At 38.7% G+C, this 21,093-nt stretch carries 20 protein-coding genes and 1 pseudogene; 14 read left to right on the plus strand and 7 right to left on the minus strand.

Annotation, left to right across the window (positions count from 1 at the left end; all coding sequences use genetic code 11):
* A pseudogene (locus ACOI1D_RS11320) lies at positions 1-1,258 on the minus strand (peptidase M6); the annotation flags it as partial.
* A gap of 302 nt (positions 1,259-1,560) precedes the next feature.
* Between ACOI1D_RS11320 and ACOI1D_RS11325 the strand changes: the two are divergent.
* The 9 genes from ACOI1D_RS11325 to ACOI1D_RS11365 all read left to right on the plus strand — a co-directional run bounded on the left by ACOI1D_RS11325 (position 1,561) and on the right by ACOI1D_RS11365 (position 10,127).
* On the plus strand, positions 1,561-3,183 hold the full coding sequence (locus ACOI1D_RS11325) for an ABC1 kinase family protein (RefSeq protein ID WP_422501397.1): 1,623 nt from the start codon (positions 1,561-1,563) through the stop codon (positions 3,181-3,183).
* 13 nt (positions 3,184-3,196) lie between these two features.
* On the plus strand, positions 3,197-3,499 hold the full coding sequence (locus tag ACOI1D_RS11330) for a phasin family protein (RefSeq protein WP_422501398.1): 303 nt from the start codon (positions 3,197-3,199) through the stop codon (positions 3,497-3,499).
* 180 nt (positions 3,500-3,679) lie between these two features.
* The gene (gene coxB, locus ACOI1D_RS11335; RefSeq protein ID WP_422501399.1) at positions 3,680-4,366 is read left to right on the plus strand and encodes a cytochrome c oxidase subunit II; all 687 of its coding nucleotides are present in this window, start codon (positions 3,680-3,682) and stop codon (positions 4,364-4,366) included.
* A 35-nt stretch (positions 4,367-4,401) separates the two neighbouring features.
* The gene (gene ctaD / locus ACOI1D_RS11340) at positions 4,402-6,324 is read left to right on the plus strand and encodes a cytochrome c oxidase subunit I (protein ID WP_422501400.1); all 1,923 of its coding nucleotides are present in this window, start codon (positions 4,402-4,404) and stop codon (positions 6,322-6,324) included.
* Entirely contained in the window at positions 6,317-6,892 is a 576-nt protein-coding gene (locus ACOI1D_RS11345; RefSeq protein WP_422501401.1) for a cytochrome c oxidase subunit 3, read from the plus strand. Before ctaD ends, ACOI1D_RS11345 begins: the two co-directional genes overlap by 8 nt.
* 575 nt (positions 6,893-7,467) lie before the next feature.
* Entirely contained in the window at positions 7,468-9,042 is a 1,575-nt protein-coding gene (locus ACOI1D_RS11350; RefSeq protein ID WP_422501402.1) for an FMN-binding glutamate synthase family protein, read from the plus strand.
* A 120-nt stretch (positions 9,043-9,162) separates the two neighbouring features.
* Positions 9,163-9,303 (plus strand): hypothetical protein, encoded by a 141-nt coding sequence (locus ACOI1D_RS11355; RefSeq protein WP_422501403.1) that lies wholly within the window; start codon positions 9,163-9,165, stop codon positions 9,301-9,303.
* A gap of 137 nt (positions 9,304-9,440) precedes the next feature.
* Entirely contained in the window at positions 9,441-9,743 is a 303-nt protein-coding gene (locus ACOI1D_RS11360) for a YwdI family protein (protein WP_422501404.1), read from the plus strand.
* Positions 9,744-9,758: 15 nt separating this feature from the next.
* The gene (locus ACOI1D_RS11365; RefSeq protein WP_422501405.1) at positions 9,759-10,127 is read left to right on the plus strand and encodes a DUF423 domain-containing protein; all 369 of its coding nucleotides are present in this window, start codon (positions 9,759-9,761) and stop codon (positions 10,125-10,127) included.
* Here the strand turns inward: ACOI1D_RS11365 and ACOI1D_RS11370 are convergent.
* The 4 genes from ACOI1D_RS11370 to hemQ all read right to left on the minus strand — a co-directional run bounded on the left by ACOI1D_RS11370 (position 10,122) and on the right by hemQ (position 12,420).
* Positions 10,122-10,373 (minus strand): hypothetical protein, encoded by a 252-nt coding sequence (locus tag ACOI1D_RS11370; protein WP_422501406.1) that lies wholly within the window; start codon positions 10,371-10,373, stop codon positions 10,122-10,124. The two genes, ACOI1D_RS11365 and ACOI1D_RS11370, sit on opposite strands and share 6 nt — an antisense overlap.
* Before the next feature lie 172 nt (positions 10,374-10,545).
* A complete protein-coding gene (gene gerQ, locus ACOI1D_RS11375; RefSeq protein ID WP_422501407.1) occupies positions 10,546-11,019 on the minus strand; it encodes a spore coat protein GerQ in 474 nt (157 codons plus the stop codon).
* A gap of 33 nt (positions 11,020-11,052) precedes the next feature.
* Entirely contained in the window at positions 11,053-11,475 is a 423-nt protein-coding gene (locus ACOI1D_RS11380; protein ID WP_422501408.1) for a cell wall hydrolase, read from the minus strand.
* Between the two features lie 189 nt (positions 11,476-11,664).
* Complete coding sequence (hemQ, locus tag ACOI1D_RS11385; RefSeq protein ID WP_422501409.1) at positions 11,665-12,420, minus strand: hydrogen peroxide-dependent heme synthase; 756 nt, start codon at positions 12,418-12,420, stop codon at positions 11,665-11,667.
* A gap of 297 nt (positions 12,421-12,717) precedes the next feature.
* On the opposite strand from hemQ, the gene pta reads away from it, so the two are divergent.
* Positions 12,718-13,689 carry a phosphate acetyltransferase gene (pta, locus tag ACOI1D_RS11390; RefSeq protein ID WP_422501410.1) on the plus strand — a complete coding sequence of 324 codons (972 nt, stop codon included), beginning with the start codon at positions 12,718-12,720 and terminating at the stop codon, positions 13,687-13,689.
* 142 nt (positions 13,690-13,831) lie between these two features.
* Here the strand turns inward: pta and ACOI1D_RS11395 are convergent, their stop codons facing one another.
* The gene (locus ACOI1D_RS11395; RefSeq protein WP_422501411.1) at positions 13,832-14,683 is read right to left on the minus strand and encodes a lipoate--protein ligase family protein; all 852 of its coding nucleotides are present in this window, start codon (positions 14,681-14,683) and stop codon (positions 13,832-13,834) included.
* A gap of 153 nt (positions 14,684-14,836) precedes the next feature.
* On the opposite strand from ACOI1D_RS11395, the gene ACOI1D_RS11400 reads away from it, so the two are divergent.
* The 3 genes from ACOI1D_RS11400 to ACOI1D_RS11410 all read left to right on the plus strand — a co-directional run bounded on the left by ACOI1D_RS11400 (position 14,837) and on the right by ACOI1D_RS11410 (position 17,323).
* A complete protein-coding gene (locus ACOI1D_RS11400; RefSeq protein ID WP_422501412.1) occupies positions 14,837-16,147 on the plus strand; it encodes an HD domain-containing protein in 1,311 nt (436 codons plus the stop codon).
* On the plus strand, positions 16,147-16,653 hold the full coding sequence (locus tag ACOI1D_RS11405) for a YwgA family protein (RefSeq protein ID WP_422501413.1): 507 nt from the start codon (positions 16,147-16,149) through the stop codon (positions 16,651-16,653). Before ACOI1D_RS11400 ends, ACOI1D_RS11405 begins: the two co-directional genes overlap by 1 nt.
* 151 nt (positions 16,654-16,804) lie before the next feature.
* Positions 16,805-17,323, plus strand: a complete 519-nt coding sequence (locus ACOI1D_RS11410; RefSeq protein WP_422501414.1) for a YwhD family protein — start codon at positions 16,805-16,807, stop codon at positions 17,321-17,323.
* Between the two features lie 574 nt (positions 17,324-17,897).
* Here the strand turns inward: ACOI1D_RS11410 and ACOI1D_RS11415 are convergent.
* Entirely contained in the window at positions 17,898-19,949 is a 2,052-nt protein-coding gene (locus ACOI1D_RS11415; RefSeq protein ID WP_422501415.1) for a transglycosylase domain-containing protein, read from the minus strand.
* A gap of 316 nt (positions 19,950-20,265) precedes the next feature.
* Here ACOI1D_RS11415 and speE point away from each other — a divergent pair, with 316 nt between their 5' ends.
* Entirely contained in the window at positions 20,266-21,093 is an 828-nt protein-coding gene (gene speE, locus ACOI1D_RS11420; RefSeq protein WP_422501416.1) for a spermidine synthase, read from the plus strand.

Consider the following 21,093-nt stretch of genomic DNA (forward strand, 5'->3'; position numbering starts at 1 on the left):
TAACAGTTGTACCACGAACTTCTCCGTCACCAACAGGAAGTTCACGTAAATCAATTAAGTCAAAACCATAAATTCCCTTTTCACCTTTAACATTATTGGAATCGTCAATTAAAACAGCAGTTACGAACTTCTCGAAAACACTTTGGAAAGTTTCGTCAATGCCATTATCCTTATAGGCCTGATTATAACTTTCAATTGAATTCAGTGGGCTTTTTGCAACTTCAAGGATAAATTCTTGCCCGAATTGTTCGTAGTTATAAAGGGTAAATAAGTAAACAAGTCCATAATCAGCAATGGTTTCAGGACCAGTTTCCGCACCTACATGGTCATCCCAGTTAGTAAGTGAATTTTCAGGGTGATCTAGCAGGAAGTTGATCGAACCTGCGTCATGACCATAACCACCTAGATATTCAGAGAATGTAGAGAAACCTTCGTTTAACCATGAAGTTTCATCACCATCATTATCAGCATGAATTAAATGCTGCATCTCGTGAATGGTTGTACTGTAAAATGTATTTTCCAAACGTTCTTCCCAGTTGTTTGCATCAATAGAAATAATGTTTCTGTCCATAAAGTTTTCTAACGTCTGCCAGAAAAATCCGGCAACGAAAAATGGGTATGTTGGATCTTCATAATTATCATCTGGAATGTTACTTACTAGCATCTGTACTTTGTCACCATCAGTTTCATAATAGCCTTCTGGTAAACCTACCATACCAGGTAGAGGTGCTTGACTGCCGTCCAGTGAATCAGGTGTGCCAAAGAATCCTGTTACAGTTGGATAAATGTTTGAATCAAATTCAGCAGTAAGCTTGTCTACTTGCTCTTGAGTCACAACTTGTGCTGGACGTGGATCTCCTTCAGGGAAACTTAGATCATTAGCCACCCAAATTTCTACGTTTTCTCCAACACTGCGTAATGTGAATTGTTGGAATCCTAGATTACGATCGAGAAAGAATTTGGTGCCACCATCAAAGGTGAAATTAGAATCTGCTGTCGAGCTTGCTCCTTCTTCTTCGCCATCAAAATTAATACCTTCCGCAGATTCTTTAATAGTTTTAAGTGCTTCTTTCTTAAAATCTTCATCCTCTGATAACTTATTTAATTCAGAGGTGATATCTTTCACATCACCATATCGTTCCGTGTCCCAGTTTTCTACGGTGTCATTTAGTTTTTTACTATCTGCAAAAATAACTGAAGGTAAAACTAACGATAAGACTAAACCTAAAATAGATGTTAATGCTACTAGCTTCTTCATAAAAACCCTCCCAGAATTTTTCGCTCTAAAAGCTACTTAGGAAAAACTACTCACCTTCTATTAATTGAGATGTAAGTTTTTCGACTGAACCTATAACACGCGCCATATTTCTAATTATAAACGAATAATTAGAAGTATTCAAAACATTACGAATAGTACTTGGGGCCTATTATTTAGACAACGTTCATTCTTTTATAGGTACAAGGTTGGGTTTCTCCGACAATACTCTCTTTTATTAATTTGGTATGATACTAGTTTTAACACATACATATTTAGGGTAATGGTTAAAAGAGGTGTTGGATGTGGAAAATTCATTAAAGTTTAATGTAGTTTATCGTTGCACGGTTATTGTTTGGATGACTTTTAAATTTATTTGCCAGATTTCCTTTTTCCATATTAGACATCATATCTGGGATGAGCGAACGAAGCAAAAGTGGAACGCAATGTTAAAAAAGCAAGCAGGAGAATACAGAAAAACAGCTGTAAAGCTTGGTGGAATTTTGATAAAGGTAGGGCAGTTTTTGAGTACTAGGTCAGATTTCATGCCTGACGCCTTTATACAGGAATTATCGGGATTGGTAGACCGTGTACCACCGTCCTCTTTTTCATACGCTAAGGAATTAATGGAAAAGGAATGGGGAGGAGACATTTATGACTACATAAAAGAATTGGATGAAGAACCTGTAGCCTCTGCATCTATAGGACAAGTCTACAAAGGTAAATTAATGAACGGTGAAAAGGTAGCTATTAAGGTTCAGCGGTATCGTGTTCAGGATATTTTCCATATGGATTTTAAAGCACTAAAGCTCGTCTTCTGGACGATCAAGATTTTCACAAACTTTGGTAAAAAAGCAGATTTAAATGCTTTGTATCGTGAGTTAGTTTCTGTAATGGACCGCGAGTTGGATTTCGAACAGGAACGTGCGTATGGCAACTATTTTAAAGAACGTTATAAATCTAATAAATCTATCTATATCCCTAGTTATATGAACCAGCTTTGTACAAAAGAAGTACTGGTAATGGAGTGGATGGATGGTGCAAAAATTACAGATGCAGCCTTCATGAATAAACACGGGATTAATGTACAGCACACCGCAAAAACGCTGTTTGATTTTTATTTAGATCAGTTTTTGAATGATGGTAATTTTCATGCCGACCCGCATGCCGGAAATATTTTAATTCAATCAGACGGCACGATTGTAATTATTGACTTTGGAATGGTTGGTCAAGTGCAGAAGCAGGATACACATTATTTTAAACAATTGATTCAGGGACTTATTATGGATGATTACGATAAAGTTGTCCGCGTCCTGGACGACATGAACTTTGTTTTACCGAATGCAAATCTTGGTAAGCTGAAAAAAATGATTAAACAAACAATCGAGATGTATCAAAATGGATCATTTAATCAGATGGATGCACATACAATAGATACGATCCAGGAAGAGATCAGACTTTTTGTAAAAGACCAGCCCATTCAATTGTCCGCAGATTATGCTTATCTTGGAAGAGCAATCTCAATTGTTTTCGGGTTATTAATTAGTATTTATCCGGATGTCGATATCGAAAAATGGGCCAAGCCTAAAGTGAAACAATGGTTTGGTGGAAAAAGTTTCACGGATTCTGTCTATAAACAAGTTGCAAAAGATGCAACTAAACCAATTCTATCTTTCCCAAGAGCAATGTTAAGCTGGCTTGAAAATGGGGAAAAGAACAGACAATGGGAAAAAGAAAAACAACAAGTGCAACTGTTACATCATTTTTATATACTAATGGAGTTATTTAGCTTCCTATTAATGATAGGGGGAATGTATACAGGTCTGTTAATGCAATGGTTTACTGGGTATTTATTAACTGGTGCTTTCTCAATTATACTGTTTATTATTTTGTTTAAGCACTATCGAATGTTAGGATCGAGAAAATAGGAGGGTGTAAACGATGAGTGATTTTTTAAAAAAGGGATTTTTACTTGGTTTAGGTGCAGCGGTAAGCAGTAAAGAAAAGCTGGACAAGAAGCTGAAGGAATTGGTCGACAAGAATGAATTAACACGCGAACAAGCACGAACAGTTATGCAGAACTTTGTTGATAAAGGCGAATCAACAAAAGAGGGCTGGAGTGCTAAACAGTATGAAGAAACGCAAGGAATGGCCAAAGAACTGGGGCTTGCTACTAAAGAGGATATTAACGAACTTAGGGAAAGATTATCCGAGATTGAAACAAAATTACAACTGGATGAATAGATATGAGGCCGTCCTTTAACTAGGGCGGTATTTTTGTGCGAATAATATGGCCATACTAGTTGGCGTGGCGCGACGGTCGATATTTCATCTGCCTAAAGACCATTAAATTTTATGTTTAATAATGATTGACAAAGGTTATAAGTCTATTAAATGAAATTGATGAAGAGGCTGATGGTTTTTATGAAAAAAACTTTATTAACACCCATACTTTTACTTTTATCGGGTTGCAATATTACTGTGTTAAATCCCAAGAGTGACACTGGGCAGGACCAAGCTTTTTTAATCTGGTTTAGTTTTTCGCTCATGATGATTGTGCTGGTTGTGGTGTTTATTTTATTTGCTCGATTTGTATGGAAATACCGGGAAACGAGCTTTAATAAAGACGATCTTCCTAAGGACGTGAAAGGTAATAAAAAGCTTGAGCTAATATGGACGCTATCAGCCATTTTTTTGTTAGTTGTATTAGCTGTTCCAACGATAGCTATTACATATAATCAGTCTCCAGAGCTTTCCAGTACAGAGGATAAAGAGGAGGCAGTTCATGTCAATGTAATCGGACAACAGTTTTATTGGACCTTCACCTATGAGAACGGAAAGACTTCAACAAATAAATTGGTTATTCCAGCGGACAAAACCGTTACTTTTCATCTGAAGTCTAAAGACGTAATCCACTCTTTTTGGATTCCACAGCTCGCTGGTAAGACGGACGTCCTGCCCGGTAAAGAATTGATATACGAAATTGTTAATCCGCAAGCAGGAACGTATGAAGGCAAATGTGCTGAATTCTGCGGGCTTGACCATGCTAATATGCAATTCACAACAAAAGTAGTATCCACCAAAGAATATGAAAAATGGTTAAAAAAATAATTGCAGTAAAAATTTTTAAGGTAGAGGTGTGAACAATGAAAATACCGCTTTTCGGGCAAACCTTTATGGTCCCATCAGACGTGTTGGCGGCATGGATTTTAACGATATTACTAGGCATAGCCATTACCATATACGTTATAAAAAATCGAAAGTTACCTCTTATTTGGGGGTATATGCGGACGACTAATCACCGTAAAATAGGTACGCTATATGTGTTGTTTGGTGTCGTATTTTTTCTTCGCGCTGGAGTTGATGCATTATTAATTCGGTTACAGTTGGCAAAACCGCATAATGACTTTTGGGTGTTTCAAGGGGAAAAATATAATGAATTATTTACTACTCACGGTACAATCATGATTTTTTTTGTCGCAATGCCATTGCTAATTGGTTTAATGAATATTGCGGTTCCGCTGCAAATCGGTGCTCGAGACTTGGCATTTCCATTTTTGAATGCAGTTAGTTTCTGGCTTTTTTTAGCTGGAGCAATATTATTTAACATGTCATTTTTCTTTAACAGTGCCCCAAATGTAGGATGGACGGGCTATGCCCCGTTATCAACCGATACATTTACGCCTGGTGTCGGCAATGATTATTATGTTTTCAGCCTACAAGTTTCAGGGTTGGGGACTATTTTTACAGCGATCAATATGATTGTCACGATTATTCGGCACCGTGCACCTGGTATGAAACTAACCAGGATGCCACTGTTTCCTTGGTCAGCACTTATTACATCGTTTCTAATTCTAGTGGCATTCCCTGTTTTATCAATTGCATTATATTTACTAATGTTTGATCGAATGTTTGGTACGCATTTTTTCTTGGGTGATGTAGGAAACCCAGTATTCTGGCAACACTTATTTTGGATTTTTGGACACCCAGAAGTTTACATCTTAGCATTACCGGCATTCGGAATCTTTTCTGATATTATTTCAACGTTCTCAAAGAAACGGATATTTGGCTACTCGACAATGGTTATTTCGCTCGCATTGATCGGATTTCTGGGCTTCATGGTTTGGGCACATCATATGTTTACAGTAGGACTTGGTCCAATGGCTAACACATTCTTTGCGATAACAACCATGATGATTGCCGTACCGACCGGAATTAAAATCTTTAACTGGCTGTTCACCATGCGTGGCGGGGTAATTCGGATGACCACTCCAATGCTGTTTTCATTGGGATTCATTCCTACCTTTGTCATGGGAGGAGTGACTGGGGTCATGCTTTCGGTTGCTGCAGCTGATTTTCAGTATCATGACACCCATTTTGTTGTAGCTCATTTTCACTACACAATAATAGGGTCAACGATATTGGGGATTTTTGCCGGTTTATATTACTGGTACCCAAAATTCACTGGAAAGATATTGGATGAAAAACTAGGTAAATGGCACTTTTGGTTGTTCCTGATTGGTTTTCATATGACCTTTTTGCCAATGCATATAACTGGGCTTCAAGGCATGCCGCGGCGTGTCTACACTTACGGTTATGGCGATTCTCTTTATTATTTAAATTTAACCAGTACTGTTGGTGCATTTATTATGGGGAGTAGTATGCTTTTTGTTGCCTGGAATTTATATAAAACACATAAGCATGGAAAAAAAGTTGGGAAAGACCCTTGGGATGGCCGTACATTAGAATGGACGGTAGATTCACCATCTGAAGAACATACATTTGAGCCAATGCCGGTAGTTAGTGAGATAGATCCTTACTGGTACGCAAAGGTAGAAGGAAAAAAACTAGAAACAACGACTGATACAAGGCCAGCACCGATTTCAGTCGATTCGATTAAACCACTACTCATTGCTTTCTTTATGGCTGTGTTTAGCATTGGCATGATTTATACCTGGTACTGGCTGGCAATCTCAGCAGGTGTAAGCATTCTTGCATTATTTGTTTTGCGTTCCCTTACAGATGAACGAAAAAAAGCCTACAGTATGGGAGTGGCGTCCGATGAATAATAATCAGAAAGCATTGTTTAAAGATAAGCGGCTTGGATTTTTCATTTATTTATTTGTTGAAAGTGTAATGTTTGCAACGCTTTTTGCGACGTATCTAATATTCACACCACCTTCCAGTGATCCTATGCCATCGAAAGTATTTAGCATGAAAAGCTTGATAATGTCTTCCGTCTTCTTGCTTTCAAGCAGTGGGACTCTATTGTTCGCTGAAAAAGGATTAGACAAACGTAAAAAAATCAATATTATGATTGGCCTGGAAATGACATTATTACTTGGCTTAATATTCTTGGGATTGGAAATACACGAATTCTATAAATACGTAAAAGAAGGATACGGTATATCTGCAAATGTGTTTATGTCCTCTTTTTATGTATTAGTAGGATTGCACGCTGCCCACGTGACCTTTGGGATCGGATGGATGATTTTACTTCTAACGCAGTTTAAGAGAATGAAGATTCCATATGCCCTGTATATAGAAAAACAGCGCATCTTTCAATACTACTGGCACTTTGTCGACGTAGTATGGGTATTCATCATCATAATCGTATACCTACCCTATTTGATTTAAGCTGTTTTCTAAAAGCTTGTTGTTTCTGACACAAAATTTATAAACTGCGAAGTAACTGCTGGTTGTTTTCCGCTGCGGACCGTTGCTTTCCGCGGGCACGGCTTCAGCCTCCTCGAGAAAACCACTCTGCGGGGTCTTCAGACTCGTGCTGTTCCCGCAGGAGTCAACGGTCCTCCTCTCCAATCAACTGCCGTAATAGTAAGTGAGCCATACAGTAATGTTGAAACATCTTGTAGCGGAGGAAAAACACGAAGACTCCTGCGGGAAAGCGAAGTGTTGAGACCCCGCAGTGAGCGTTTTTTGCGATCGAGGAGGCTCAGCGCAAGCCCGCGGAAAGCGTAGTGATTTTTCCGCAGCGACTGCAGAGCGTCGAACATGATTTTTAGTTACTTCGCATTTTTCATCAAATGCGAAGATTAAAAAGCAACAAAACTTACGAAAAAAGTCTTAATTTAAGAAAAGCGGAGGCCACTGATCAGAAGCAGGCGTATAAGCAAGAAATCGAAGAACGCACTGGCTTGCACGTTCGAAGCGGGCTCGATGTAAAGAAGTAAATCCAAAAGGAGCTGTTTGCCATGACAAATGGTTTATTAATAGCGTTACTAGCAATTGTAGCAATCGTAGTCTTAGTACCATTAATTTTCATTATCTGGCTGTACACACACGATGAAAAGCAACAGGAACACTCTGTATTAAGGAATTATCCTGTTTTAGGTAAAGTCAGGTATATTACAGAAAAGATGGGACCGGAGCTACGCCAGTATTTATTTAATAACGATAGAGAGGGAAAACCCTTTAACCGTAATGAATTCCAATTTGTTTATAAAGCAGCAAAATATAATGATAGAATGATAGGCTATGGTTCAGAACGAGATTTTAATGAAGAGGGCTATCAAATCGTTAATAGTATGTTTCCCAGTCAACGGGAGGAAATGAAGATTGACCAGGAACCAAAAGTCAAAACAAGGCTGTATAGTGTTGATAAAGAAAACCTATTCAGTCGGAAGGAGCATCATGATGAAGGGGTTCTAGATCCTTTTTATTTAACCGATGATGATGCAATTATTCTTGGTAAGGATACTGTTCGAAAGCCGTTTAAAGTAAAGGGATTTATAGGGCAGTCTGCAATGAGCTTCGGATCATTAGGCGACCATGCAATAACTGCTCTTTCAAAAGGCCTTGGAATGGCTGGTGGAACTTGGATGAACACAGGTGAAGGAAGCATCTCCCCATACCATCAGAAAGGCGATGTTGATATTATCATGCAGATCAGCTCAGGACTGTTTGGTGTCCGTACAAAGGATGGTGAGTTGTCCTTTGAACTTTTTAAAAAGAAAAGTGAGATCGACCAGGTAAAAGCATTCGAAATCAAGCTTGCTCAGGGCGCAAAACAAAGAGGCGGACATGTGGATGGTAAGAAGGTAACAGAGGAAATTGCTGAAATTCGAAATGTAGAAGCCTGGCAACCAATCGACAGCCCAAACCGCTTTCATGAATTCAATGATTCAAAAGGATTACTGGAATTTCTCGATAAAATGCGTGATATCGGTGGCAAGCCGGTAGGGACAAAAATTGTAGTTGGTGACGAAGCACAACTGGAAAACTATGTTCAGGCAATGAAGGAGCTTGATATTGTTCCTGACTTTATTACAGTAGATGGTGGAGAAGGCGGTTCAGGAGCTACTTATTATGAACTAGCCGAATCTGTAGGATTGCCAGCATATGCTGCTCTACCATTACTTGATGATTTGCTTAAAAAATACGGTTTACGCGATCGTACTAAAATTATCGCTTCAGGAAAACTGTTGACACCGGATAAAATTGTGATGGCTCTCTCTTTAGGTGCTGACATGATCAATATTGCTAGAGGATTTATGCTATCAGTAGGCTGCATTATGTCTGAGGTTTGTCATACAAATAATTGTCCAGTTGGGGTTGCAACTACAGATCCAGACTTACAAAAAGCCTTAAGCATAGAAGAAAAGAAATACCGTGTAAGTAATTACCTGATAGCTTTACGAGAAGGTGTATTTGAAATGGCCGCTGTAGTTGGTATTGACAGCCCTACGAAGTTTTCCCGTGAACACATTATTTACAAAGATCAATTAAATAAAGCGTACAAAGTTATGAACTATTCGCACACCAGCTAGAGTATTATTGATGTTAGTGTTTTCAGTATATTTTATGAATTACCAAAATTTATATTGATTTTTCTGAGAAGTTGTGTAGAATCTAAAGTAGATAATAGAATTCCAGGGGGCATGATAGCGGTGGTAATAAGCTTTTTGAGTTTATTGGGTGAGACAAAACAAAAGCTTGGAAGAAATTTGCAACAAAATGAACTGGAATTTTTGCGATGGATGTATAAGCGTTATCAAGATGAAAAAAATGACCGGACAAACGTATCATAAAAGTTAGCGACTGAGAGCTAAAAAGTCTTGGAACAATTGTCCAGGGCTTTTTGGTGTGTGTAGCAAAGTTATTGCAATAAATTAAAGCTAAGTCATGTTATACTATCTTATGGAAAAGATGGTAAGGGAGTGTTCAAATGGCTATTTCGAATGAGACAATTCTGAAGAAAATGATGGACGAGCTCCAACAAGCTCAAACCAAAGCAGCTAATCATGATCAAATGGCAAAGCATATTGGAAATGTAAGGCTTTTAAGTGATTTAATCATGGATGCTGATCACGCCGATGAATCCGTAAAAAAAACAACTGATTTAAATGATTTTTCCTTAGATGAAATGGAAGTAATGTTAGGGAAGGCAAACACAAACAAGGTAACAGATTCAAAGCATAATGAAGATGATCAAGACGATGCAAATGGAAAGTCCATTTTTGACTTTTAATAAAGAGGTGAAAAAATGAAATTATTTCTTATTCTTGGCGCGATAAACGGATTCTTGGCTGTAGCATTGGGTGCTTTTGGAGCACATGGTCTTGAGGGGAAACTATCAGAGAAAGCTATTGATACTTATGAAAAGGCTGTTACATACCAGATGTTTCATACAATGGCATTATTGGTAACTGGATTACTACTTGTGAAGTTCCAAAGTGGAGGATTGATTTGGGCTGGATGGATGTTTTTTGTGGGTATTTTATTATTTTCAGGAAGCTTGTACATTTATTCTATCACTCAAATTAAAACATTTGCGATGATTACTCCGTTAGGCGGGGTAGCATTTTTAATTGGCTGGATTTTGCTAGGGTATGTAGTTGCGAAACACTTATAAGTAAAAAACAATATAGCTCATAAATATGATAAGTAAAGTAGCCTGTATGAAGTGCTTGAAAGCTTTATTTTGATTATGTGTATGATACTCTACCATCGCTTCAAAACAAAGACCAAATGCAATTAAGTAAATAACAAAAATAGCTAAAAATATAAACCCTTTTATCAATACAATTATTCCAGTAAGTACAGCTAAACAAAGTGATACTAGTTCTAAACGAATGAACTTTTCGTATGGATGTCGCATCGAGATCCCCCTATGATGAATTGAAATAAAAGAAGGATGACACATATAAGGATAAAGATCCCGCGGTGCGCTGTGGATCGATTCCATATAGGTCATCCTTTTTCTACTTTAAGCATGGTGCAGAATTAAAATATCCTTTGTTGCCCGCCAACTAATCTAAGATTTTTAAAGATTATCTATTTATCTGAGCTGTACCAATAGGATAGTTATAATCTAATTCTCCCTCAAATGTGATGTAATCTAAGTACACCATCAAAAGTAGAAACCGCTTATTAGTCTGCGGATCACTTAAAATAATATGATCCCTTCCTGCAGCTTCAACAATCCCTTTGAAGACTTTAGCGTTCCATTCCTGATTATTTTCAAAAGTCATGTAAATAGTAGCCATTTTGCCTAAATTAAGTCTTAGAATATTCTCGATATAGGACTGTTCCATTGGAAGTACACCATCAGGTTCATCTTGAGCAGGGTCAACTCCCTGATACGGATTACCTTGGTACTGTGGTTGGCCCGCTTGAAATGGTGTGCCTTGCTGGTATTGGAATTGAGGTGCCTGATACTGTCGAGAATCATATGCAGGGTAATATGCTGGAGATGCTTGTGGATAGTAGTAGTATGGATACCCTTGGTTTTGATCTTCACTCATAAAAAAACCTCCTAATTAATAATCAGTTTAATATTAATAAACTCCTGGACAAACAGATGAATCTGATGCAAAAAAGCAATGTGACTTATAGCGACCAGCATTCCATTGCCCATACCACTGCGCAGGACAATTACCCTCAGGCCGAAAGAACCAAAGAGAATAGGATGCTGGATGATATCTTCCACCTTTAATCGTCTTTCTAGCAAGTTTCTTATCCATTCCACGAGCACGCTGATAAAAATATCCCTTTTGTGTTGCTTCAAACCCACCAGGACTTTGAAACACCATATCCCGAATAGTGTTTATCTCAGTAAAATCTAAACAATCCGCTGCAACTCGGTTTACTCCGACATTGCCTACCATCAGCATGCCAAGTTTTCCATCACCCTCTGCCTCAGCTCGCATTAATCTCGCCAAAAGTGCCACATCTTGTTCAGTATGTTTGATTCTCGGCATAGGGTCACCCCATTTCCAAATACTCATTTTATTATATGCAGGATATACTATGTTAGAACTTAGGCAATGTGACTAAGACTAGCGAAGTGTTATGGCTAATGGTTTTGAGTGGAAGGGAGGTTGATAATGTGTGGATTCTAAAAAATAAAAAACCGTATCAGCTACGTAACTGATACGGTTTGTATATGTTTAAACCTGGAGAAATGCGGCTATTTTTTCATTTGGTAAGTGGTTTCCAACGAAAAATTGACCGAACTCACCATATTTCGCACTAACTTCATCGAAGCGCATTTCATATACAATTTTTTTCAAATCTAATACATCATGAGCGAACAGCGTAACGCCCCATTCCCAGTCATCAAATCCAAATGAGCCAGTAATGATCTGTTTAATACGTCCAGCATACTGGCGCCCAGTTTTGCTGTGTTCGTAAAGTAATTTCGCACGTTCTTTTTTATCCAGTGCATACCAATTTTCCTCACCGGCACGGCGCTTGTCCATTGGGTAAAATGAAATATGGTCCCACTTTGGTAAAATTGGCTTTAATCTTTCCTGTGTTTCAGGCAATGTTTCAGGATCAACATCTTTCTTTTGTGGGAAGTATTTTGAAAGTTCAACAACTGATACATATGAATAAGAAGGCTGAAGGAATTCAGCAAACTTTGTTTTATTGAATTCAGTTTCCACCGCGTTTAATTCATTCATTGTTGGGCGAAGAATCATCAGTAGAATATCCGCTTTTTGACCAACGATTGTATAAACTACATGGCTACCTTCCTTTGCTTCTTCTACAGAATCCCATTTTGCTAACAGGGTATGTAGTTCGTCGATGGCTTCTTGTCGTTCCTCACTTGTTACCATCTTCCATGAGGCCCAATCAATGCTGCGTAGGTCATGCAAACAATACCAGCCATCCATTGTTTCAACTGCTTCTGCTGCTACCATAAAAATCGCTCCCTTATGTTTGAAAATAGTGGCTAATCCCTTCTAAACTAACGAGAAAGCCTTACAAATAGTTAACCTTTAATTCTACACTTTTCAAGCTTTATTTTCTTGAAGAGTAAAAAATGTCAGCTTGTGGCTTTACTATACCATAATGAGGGAATAATAATCATGAACAAGGAATTACATCTGGTTGAATTCACCAATCTGTCAAAGTTTACGTGAGTGGATTGCTTTTCATGTGGTAATCATTGCATTATCATAAAAGTTAGAAATAATGGCGTGGAGGTGCTAGGAACAATGAGTGATTTTTTTGAAGAATTAAAAGCAAAATTGGAAGGAACAGATAGATTTATTGTATTTCCTGAAGGGACCGATGAACGAATTCTGACTGCAACAAGTCAATTAGGAGCAGCAGGGATTATAACTCCAATTTTAATTGGTGAAAAAGGAAAAATAAAGCGGCGCGCTGAAGAAGTTGGTGTTGATGTTTCTTCCTGCAAGATCATGGATCCAGCTGAATTCGAGGAGTTTGAGTTAATGGTTGAAACGTTTGTTGAACGTAGAAAAGGGAAGGTTTCAGCAGATGAGGCTCGAGAAATTCTACTGGATAACAATTATTTCGGCACAATGCTTGTCTATATGAATCAAGCTGATGGGCTGGTAAGTGGAGCAGCTCACTCAACGGCAGAAACTGTTCGCCCGGCATTACAGATCATTAAAACAAAAGAAGGCACTAGAAAAACGTCAGGTGTATTTATAATGGTTCGTGGTGATGATAAATATGTATTTGCTGATTGCGCGATAAACATTGCGCCTGATAGTCAGGACCTTGCAGAAATTGCGGTGGAAAGTGCTATTACGGCAGGCTTGTTTGATATAGATCCAAGAGTGGCAATGCTCAGTTTTTCAACAAAAGGATCTGCTAAGTCACCTGAAACAGAAAGAGTGGTAGAAGCTCTGGATATTGTGAAAGGAAAAAATTCCTCACTTATTATTGACGGAGAATTTCAGTTTGATGCAGCATTTGTACCAAGTGTTGCTAAGAAAAAAGCTCCGGATTCACCACTCGAAGGGAATGCCAATGTATTCATATTCCCAAGTCTTGAAGCAGGAAATATCGGCTATAAAATAGCACAGCGTTTAGGCGAATTTGAAGCAGTAGGACCAATATTACAAGGTCTAAACCGGCCAGTAAATGACCTATCCCGCGGTTGTAGTTCGGATGATGTCTATAATTTAGCGTTAATCACAGCAGTTCAGGCAAAATAATGATGAAAAGCTTGCAAGGTTACGACCTTGCAAGCTTTTTTTAACGGCCGATTCCGTAGCTGCTACGGACGATACTTTCGAATAACGGACGATTCCCGTGCCTCAACGGAAGATTTCCGCCACGCGGCAGCCCAACCTGACCTTACTGCATTCCCGCAATTTTTTCATTCCGTTTTTTCATTTGTTCCAACCGTTTAAAGTAATTTTGTTCTTCATGCTCGGAAAATTCAGCAGTTACGATTTTTTCACTGAGCTCTTCTAAAGTCCTGTAAACACGCTGTTTCATTTCGGTCATCGTTATCTTACCAGGCAATAGTTCTGTCAATGACGCCATCTTGTCAGGTTGTACATCAGGAAACGAAAAATTAGTTTCTGAACCTGCAAGGCCAGTTTCATAAAAGTCACGGATTAAAGCTGCGCGCTCCATGCCTCGGCCTTCAACATCCAAATAAATTTGAATCGCTGCGCCATCTTTAACCCTGCGTTGTGAAATCCCAGCAAATTTTTTCCCGCCGATACTTAAGTCGTAGTCACCAGGGCAGTAAGATCCAACAATTTCATAAGCTTCAATCTCATCTGTTAAATCAGCGAGCATATATTGGACGAAGTTTACCATTGCTTCGTAGCATGCGTGAATTGGCAATCGCTTAACATCAGGCAAAACAAGCGATATATTCAGTACGCCATCGTCAAGCGCAACAGCCAACCCTCCGGAATTGCGGACAACTGCATGATATCCACGATCTGCTAACAACTTTACGCCTTTCTCAATAAAAGGTAATCGGGCGTCAGGTATGCCAAGAACGACAGTATTTGGATGCACCCATAAACGGATGGTAGGTGCGGACTCACCGTCTCCTACAGATAACGCTAACGTGTCATCTATTGCAAATGAAGTTAACGCTGTTATTTTTTCATGGTAAAATTCCGATTCATTCGATTGATCCATGTAACGGAATGTATGATGATGTATAATTTCTTTCCATGATTGCATGTTATATCTCCCTCATTAGCTAAAAAAAATGAAAGCCCAAATGGAGCCGTTTGAGGCACTTTTTACGTTTTAAATCCAGATTGACTCTTTTTAACTTCGTCTGTTTATTATATACTATAACAAAATTGTCGAATAGAAACGGGTTGTGAAGAAATGGCGTATAAAGATGAGCAATTATATGAGGAAAAAGTTTTCAAAGATCCAGTTCACCGCTATATCCATGTGAGGGATCAAGTAATCTGGGATTTAATTGCGACACCAGAATTCCAGCGCCTGCGTCGAATAAAACAGCTTGGGACAACAAACTTAACTTTCCACGGGGCGGAGCATAGCCGTTTTAATCATTCGCTAGGTGTATATGAAATTGTTCGACGAATCATTAATAACTTTGAAGATAAGCCGCATTGGAATAAGGATGAGCGGTTGCTCAGCCTTTGCTCAGCTTTATTGCATGATTTAGGACATGGACCATTTTCTCATTCCTTTGAAAAAGTTTTTAAACTGGACCATGAGTACTTCACACAACAAATCATCATCGGCGACACCCACGTACATAAAGTTTTGGAACGTGTTGAAAAAGGATTTTCGCAAAAGGTTGCTGACGTTATTGCAAAAACATATGAAGATAAATTAGTTGTTAGTGTCATTTCCAGCCAAATTGATGCCGATCGAATGGATTATCTTCAGCGAGATGCTTATTTTACTGGGGTCAGCTATGGACATTTCGATATGGAGCGAATTCTTCGTGTGATGCGGCCAATTGATGATCAGGTTGTTATAAAATCAAGTGGAATGCACGCAGTTGAAGACTATATTATGAGTCGCTACCAAATGTACTGGCAGGTTTATTTTCACCCTGTAACCCGAAGTGCTGAAGTCATTTTATCAAAAATCCTTCATAGAGCAAAATTTTTATATGAAACGGATTATACATTCAAACTGAAACCAACCCACTTTACAAGCTTTTTCAATAAAAAAGTAGAGTTGAAGGATTATATAAAACTTGATGAATCGATAGTATCCTTTTACTTTCAGGCTTGGCAGGAGGAAGAGGACGCTATCCTGCGTGATCTATGTGAACGGTTCATGAACCGCCGCCTCTTCAAGTATGTAGAATTTAATCCAAACAAACAGATGAATGAATGGATGGAACTTTATAAATTGTTCCAGGAGGCTGGGATTGATCCGGAGTACTACCTGGAGGTTGATTCATCGTCTGATTTACCTTATGACTTTTACCGACCAGGTGAGGAAGAAGAACGCCTGCCAATTCATTTGCTTATGCCGAACAATGGATTGAAGGAACTCTCTCGTCATTCAGATATTGTAGAATCAATTTCGGGAAAAAAACGAACAGATCACAAGCTGTATTTTCCTGCTGATCTATTAGATGATCTTAACGATAAGAGCGCTGTTAAAAAACGTATTATGGAGCTTTTGAACAACCAAGGAGCGGATGAGTAATGTTAAAAAATCATGCAAAGTTAATGCATTTCTTTCAAGTGGCAAAAGAAGTTACTGGACGAAAAAAACTCCAGAAAATGATCTATATACTGCAAAAGTGTAAAGTCCCTTTTGAGGAAAAATACCAGTTCCATTTTTATGGGCCATATTCTGAGGAACTTACACTTAGAATGGAAGAGCTATGTAATCTTGGTTTTATTGATGAAGATAAAGAGGACAAGAGCAATTATTACCAATACAATTATGCAATAACTAAGAATGGACAAGCCTTTCTGGAGCAATTCACACTAGACATGCCTGAGATTAACCAGCAGGTCGAATTGCTGAAAAATAAGAGTTCCAGGTTCCTGGAGCTTGTTTCGACTATGCTTTACTTTAGCGATATGCCGAATAGTGATGTTGTAAAAAAAATCCATACCGTTAAACCTAAACAGAATTTTACACATGACGAAATTACAGAAGCTTGGGAATTTATTGAGAGGCTAAACAAACGTCCACTAAACTGATAGTGGGCTTTTTTTTCTGTGTTTCAGGTTACTGCGTATCATAATAAGTTTTCATTTAGTATACGGGTGGGTTTTCTAGAAGTGCCTAAAGTGAAAAGTTGATTTCTTTTATGCTACAATATAACCAAAGTTTTTAAAGGAGGACCCTTGAATGAGTGAAGATAAACCTAAGAAGAATACGAACCCGTTTACGATATTAAAAGATGACTCTACTGACGGACATGGTGGATATGGCGTTGGAGCGATTAGCCTTGAAAATATGTCCCCAGTAATAATAGATCCAAATGAGGACCGTGCGTTTGTTGATATGGGAGCGATGCATGCCCGAAGTGAAATTGAGCGTCGAGTTAAATTTTTACCTAATAAAGACGAAGTGCCAAATGGTAAGCTATATTGGATTGTTTGGGTCACAGTTGAAAAAGGGGAAAATGGCCCATATTATGCAGGAGTATGTGGCAGTGAAGTACGGGTAGACAGAGAAATTAAGCGTGCTTACAAATCGATGCCACAGCATGTTACACATATGGATAAATCATTAAAAGGTAAAATAATGCTGGAACATATGGATGACCATTCAAAAAAACTGTTGAGAGACTTTCTAATCGATTTCAATGAAGAAATGTGGAACAATTCAACAGATGAGTTAAAAGAAGTACTGCCAACCACTTAAAATGTGAACGAATCATGAACTTTGTCTTTAGTTCTTGTACTTTCACGCAGAAATTTGTAAAATATATGTACATGGACTTTAACATGTATTGCTAGGACAAAAAAGAAGCCGACCACGTGGTAAGACGGACCTTATCAGTGAGTCGGCTTTTTTTATGGTCTTTACGTATTTTTTGCTCTTTAACCCTTGCAGTTGATGAAAACTGCGACGTAACAGCTGTATGATTTCCGCTACGGGCAGTCGCTTTCCGCGGGCACGGCTTCAGACTCCTCGCGGAAAACCGCCGCTGCGGGGTCTTCAGACACGTGCTGTTCCCGCAGGAGTCGACTGCCCTTCGCTCCAATCAATCGGTATAAAGTTATTTATCATGATGGTCGTATGTTTAGAACGGCTCCAGCGAAGGAAATACACGAAGACTCCTGCGGGGGGGAAGGCATAGTTTAGACCCCGCAGTGCGCAGCACGAGGAGGCTCACCAGCCTGCCTAAGGTGCGCGTAGTGTATTTCCGAAGCGGTGAATTACGTCGCAGTCTATAGATTTTGCGTCAAAAGTTAACCCGAAGCTAATAATCTCATCAAAACAGGTAATCAAATATTCGCTCCATAATACCCTTTCTGCTATCGTCCTTAGGTGGCTTCGTCTCTTTTCCCTGCTCGTCTTCGTCTTGTGCAAAGTGGACGTTGCAATGACTGACAGGTACATTTTCCTCTTCAAAATACATAAGGGTTCCACTCGGGCAATAAGAAGTTGCTAGTTGACCAGATACGGGGTCTATCCAAGCACCTACAACTCCATCTGGTATATCTTTGTTAACCTCAGGCTTGCCTTTATGAGCCGCTTCCATAAAGCCTGCCCAGATATCCTTTGCATAGCGATTTTCGGCTGCTTTTGACAAATCACGATTATCGTCGTAACCCATCCAAATACCTGTAACTAAACTGGGGCTAAATCCTATCATCCAGCTATCAGATACGGTTGTGCCTGATTTTCCAGCATAATCTCTTGTTAATTCATCGATAACAGCTGATCCAGTAACCGCCATATAGCCATCTAGTGAATGATTAAACATACCCTTCATAAGATTAGTTAGGATAAAAACTTCTTTCTTGTCTAAAATTTGATCCCCGTCTTTCTTAGGCGCTTGATAAACGACGTCGCCATTCCGGTCAATTATTTTTCTGATTGTATGGGAATTAATCTGTTCCCCGCCATTTGCCAGCATGCCATAACCTGTAACCATTTCTTCAACAGAAACTGATGCTGTTCCTAAACCAAGTGAAGGGACTGGCGGTAGTTTGGAATCAATCCCAAATTTTCGTGCAGAATCAATTAACTTGTCTACACCCAAAAAAAGGTTAGTTTTTACGGCATAAACATTATCAGATAAAGCAAGCGCCTGTGCTAATGTAATTGGCTTATAGGCATAGTAACCGTTGAAATTACTCGGCTGATAGACTTTACCGTCAGCTAGTTCAAATGTTGTTGGCTTACTCATCAGCATGGTTGCAGGAGTATAGCCATTTGTTAGTGCAGCATAGTACAAAAATGGCTTGAAAGCAGATCCTGCCATTCGTTTAGCCCGAATTGCCCGGTTAAATTCGCTTTTTCCGTAATCTCGTCCTCCAACAAGTGCACGAATAGCTCCGTTTTCAGGATCCATCCCAAGCGCGCCTATTTGAATTCCGCTAACAGGTTTAATTGTACGGCTAATTTCTTTTTCCAATTGTTTTTGCATGCCAACATTTAGTGTTGTGTAGATTTTATATCCTCCAGAACGGATTTTTTCCTTGTCTATATCTAACTTATTCGTTGCTTCAATTAAAACCGTATCTTTAAAATATGGTGCGACAAATTCTTTAGTTTCCTTCCTAGGCTCAGCAAAATCTAACTTTTCGTGTGTCGCTAAAAAATATTCCCGCTCACTTATTACGTCTTGACTCTTCATTTCATAAAGAATCTGTTTTTGACGGCTGGTAGCATTTTGCAAATCATTAAAAGGAGAATAATAAGTTGGACCTTTAGGAACACCGACGAGCATAGCTGCTTCAGCAAGTGTTAACTCGTCCGCTGATTTATTAAAAAAATACCGACTAGCTGCCTCAATTCCATAAGCGCCATGGCCATAATAAATCGTGTTTAAATAACCTTCCAGTAGGGTGTCTTTTTTATAATACATCTCCAGACGAACAGTATTAAATGCTTCTTTAATTTTTCGGGCCCATGTCTTATCATGGGACAAATACAAATTCCGTGCGTATTGCTGTGTTAACGTACTAGCCCCCTCGACAAGAGCCATATTTTTTGTGTTTTTCAATATTGCGCTTACGATACGTGAGTAGTCAAAGCCGTTGTGTTCATAGAAATCCTGATCCTCAATAGCCAGTGTAGCTTGAATTACAGCTGGATTCATTTCATTGAGGTCAACCCAGTAGCGACTTTCCGCTCCTTTTTCTTCGCCAATAACAGTATCACTTGCGCTATAATAAATCGTGTTCTGTGCCGCTTTAAGTGGTGGTGGACCTAGCAAAAAGCTTGTGAAATAAATCCCTGCAAGTGAGAGAAGGATAAGAGTGATTAACGCAATTACTCCGCTCAAAAGCTTGTATTTTAACAAAAATTCCTTCATAGGCATTAGCTCCAATTGTTAGGTTTCATGGTGAATAGATAAAAATCTTAAATTCATGAAAAATCAGCTAAGTAGGCTGAACGTTTTAATGTGTACATTAGTATCATTATGGGAAAAGATAGTAAGAAATAAACTTTAAAAATAGAAAACAGTTAACTTTGTTTGATAGTCAAAGAAAATTACCTGTAACCTTTTTGAAAAAAATCTAAAAAAACACTTGCTTTTTTGACGAATTTCACTATAATTTTACTGTTTCAGGTCATAGAAAAATCATGCAGGTTAGACCTGTTGTTTGCCAGAATAGGAGATGTGATTTATGGGTATTTGGTTTACAGAAAAACAAACAGCTAATTTTGGAATTACTGCCAAAGTCAAAGAAACTCTTGTAGCAATACAAACAGACTTTCAGGAATTGCAAATGCTTGATACAGAAGAATGGGGCAATATGCTAGTTTTAGATGATATGGTTATGACAACAGAAAAAGATGAATTTGTTTATCATGAAATGGTCGCGCATGTACCACTGTTCACGCATCCAAATCCGAAGCGTGTGTTGGTAGTTGGAGGTGGTGATGGAGGTGTTATACGAGAAGTGCTTAAGCACAAGTCAGTAGAGAAAGCGACACTGGTTGATATCGATGGAAAAGTAATTGAGTACTCGAAAAAATTTCTTCCGTCAATTGCCGGCTCACTTGATGATCCTCGCGTTGAAGTATTGGTGGATGATGGATTTATGTACATTGCGAAGAGTGAACGTGAATTTGATGTAATCATGGTTGACTCAACAGAACCAGTTGGACCAGCAGTTAATTTATTTTCACAAGGTTTTTATACAGGAATTTCCCGTGCGCTTAAGGATGATGGGATTTTCGTTGCGCAAACGGATAATCCATGGTTTAAAGCGGACTTAATTCACCAGGTTTTTCATGATGTGAAAGAGATTTTCCCTGTAACAAAACTATACACAGCAAATATTCCAACCTATCCTAGTGGGCTTTGGACGTTTACAATGGGCAGCAAAATTCATGATCCGTTAAAAGTAAAAGAAGAACGGTTTACTGATATTGAAACGAAATATTATACACCAGAGCTTCACTTTGCATCGTTTGCATTACCAAGATTCGTCAAAGATCTTACCGAATAG

Source organism: Virgibacillus sp. DJP39 (genome assembly GCF_049310925.1).
Taxonomy (GTDB): domain Bacteria; phylum Bacillota; class Bacilli; order Bacillales; family Amphibacillaceae; genus Virgibacillus_F.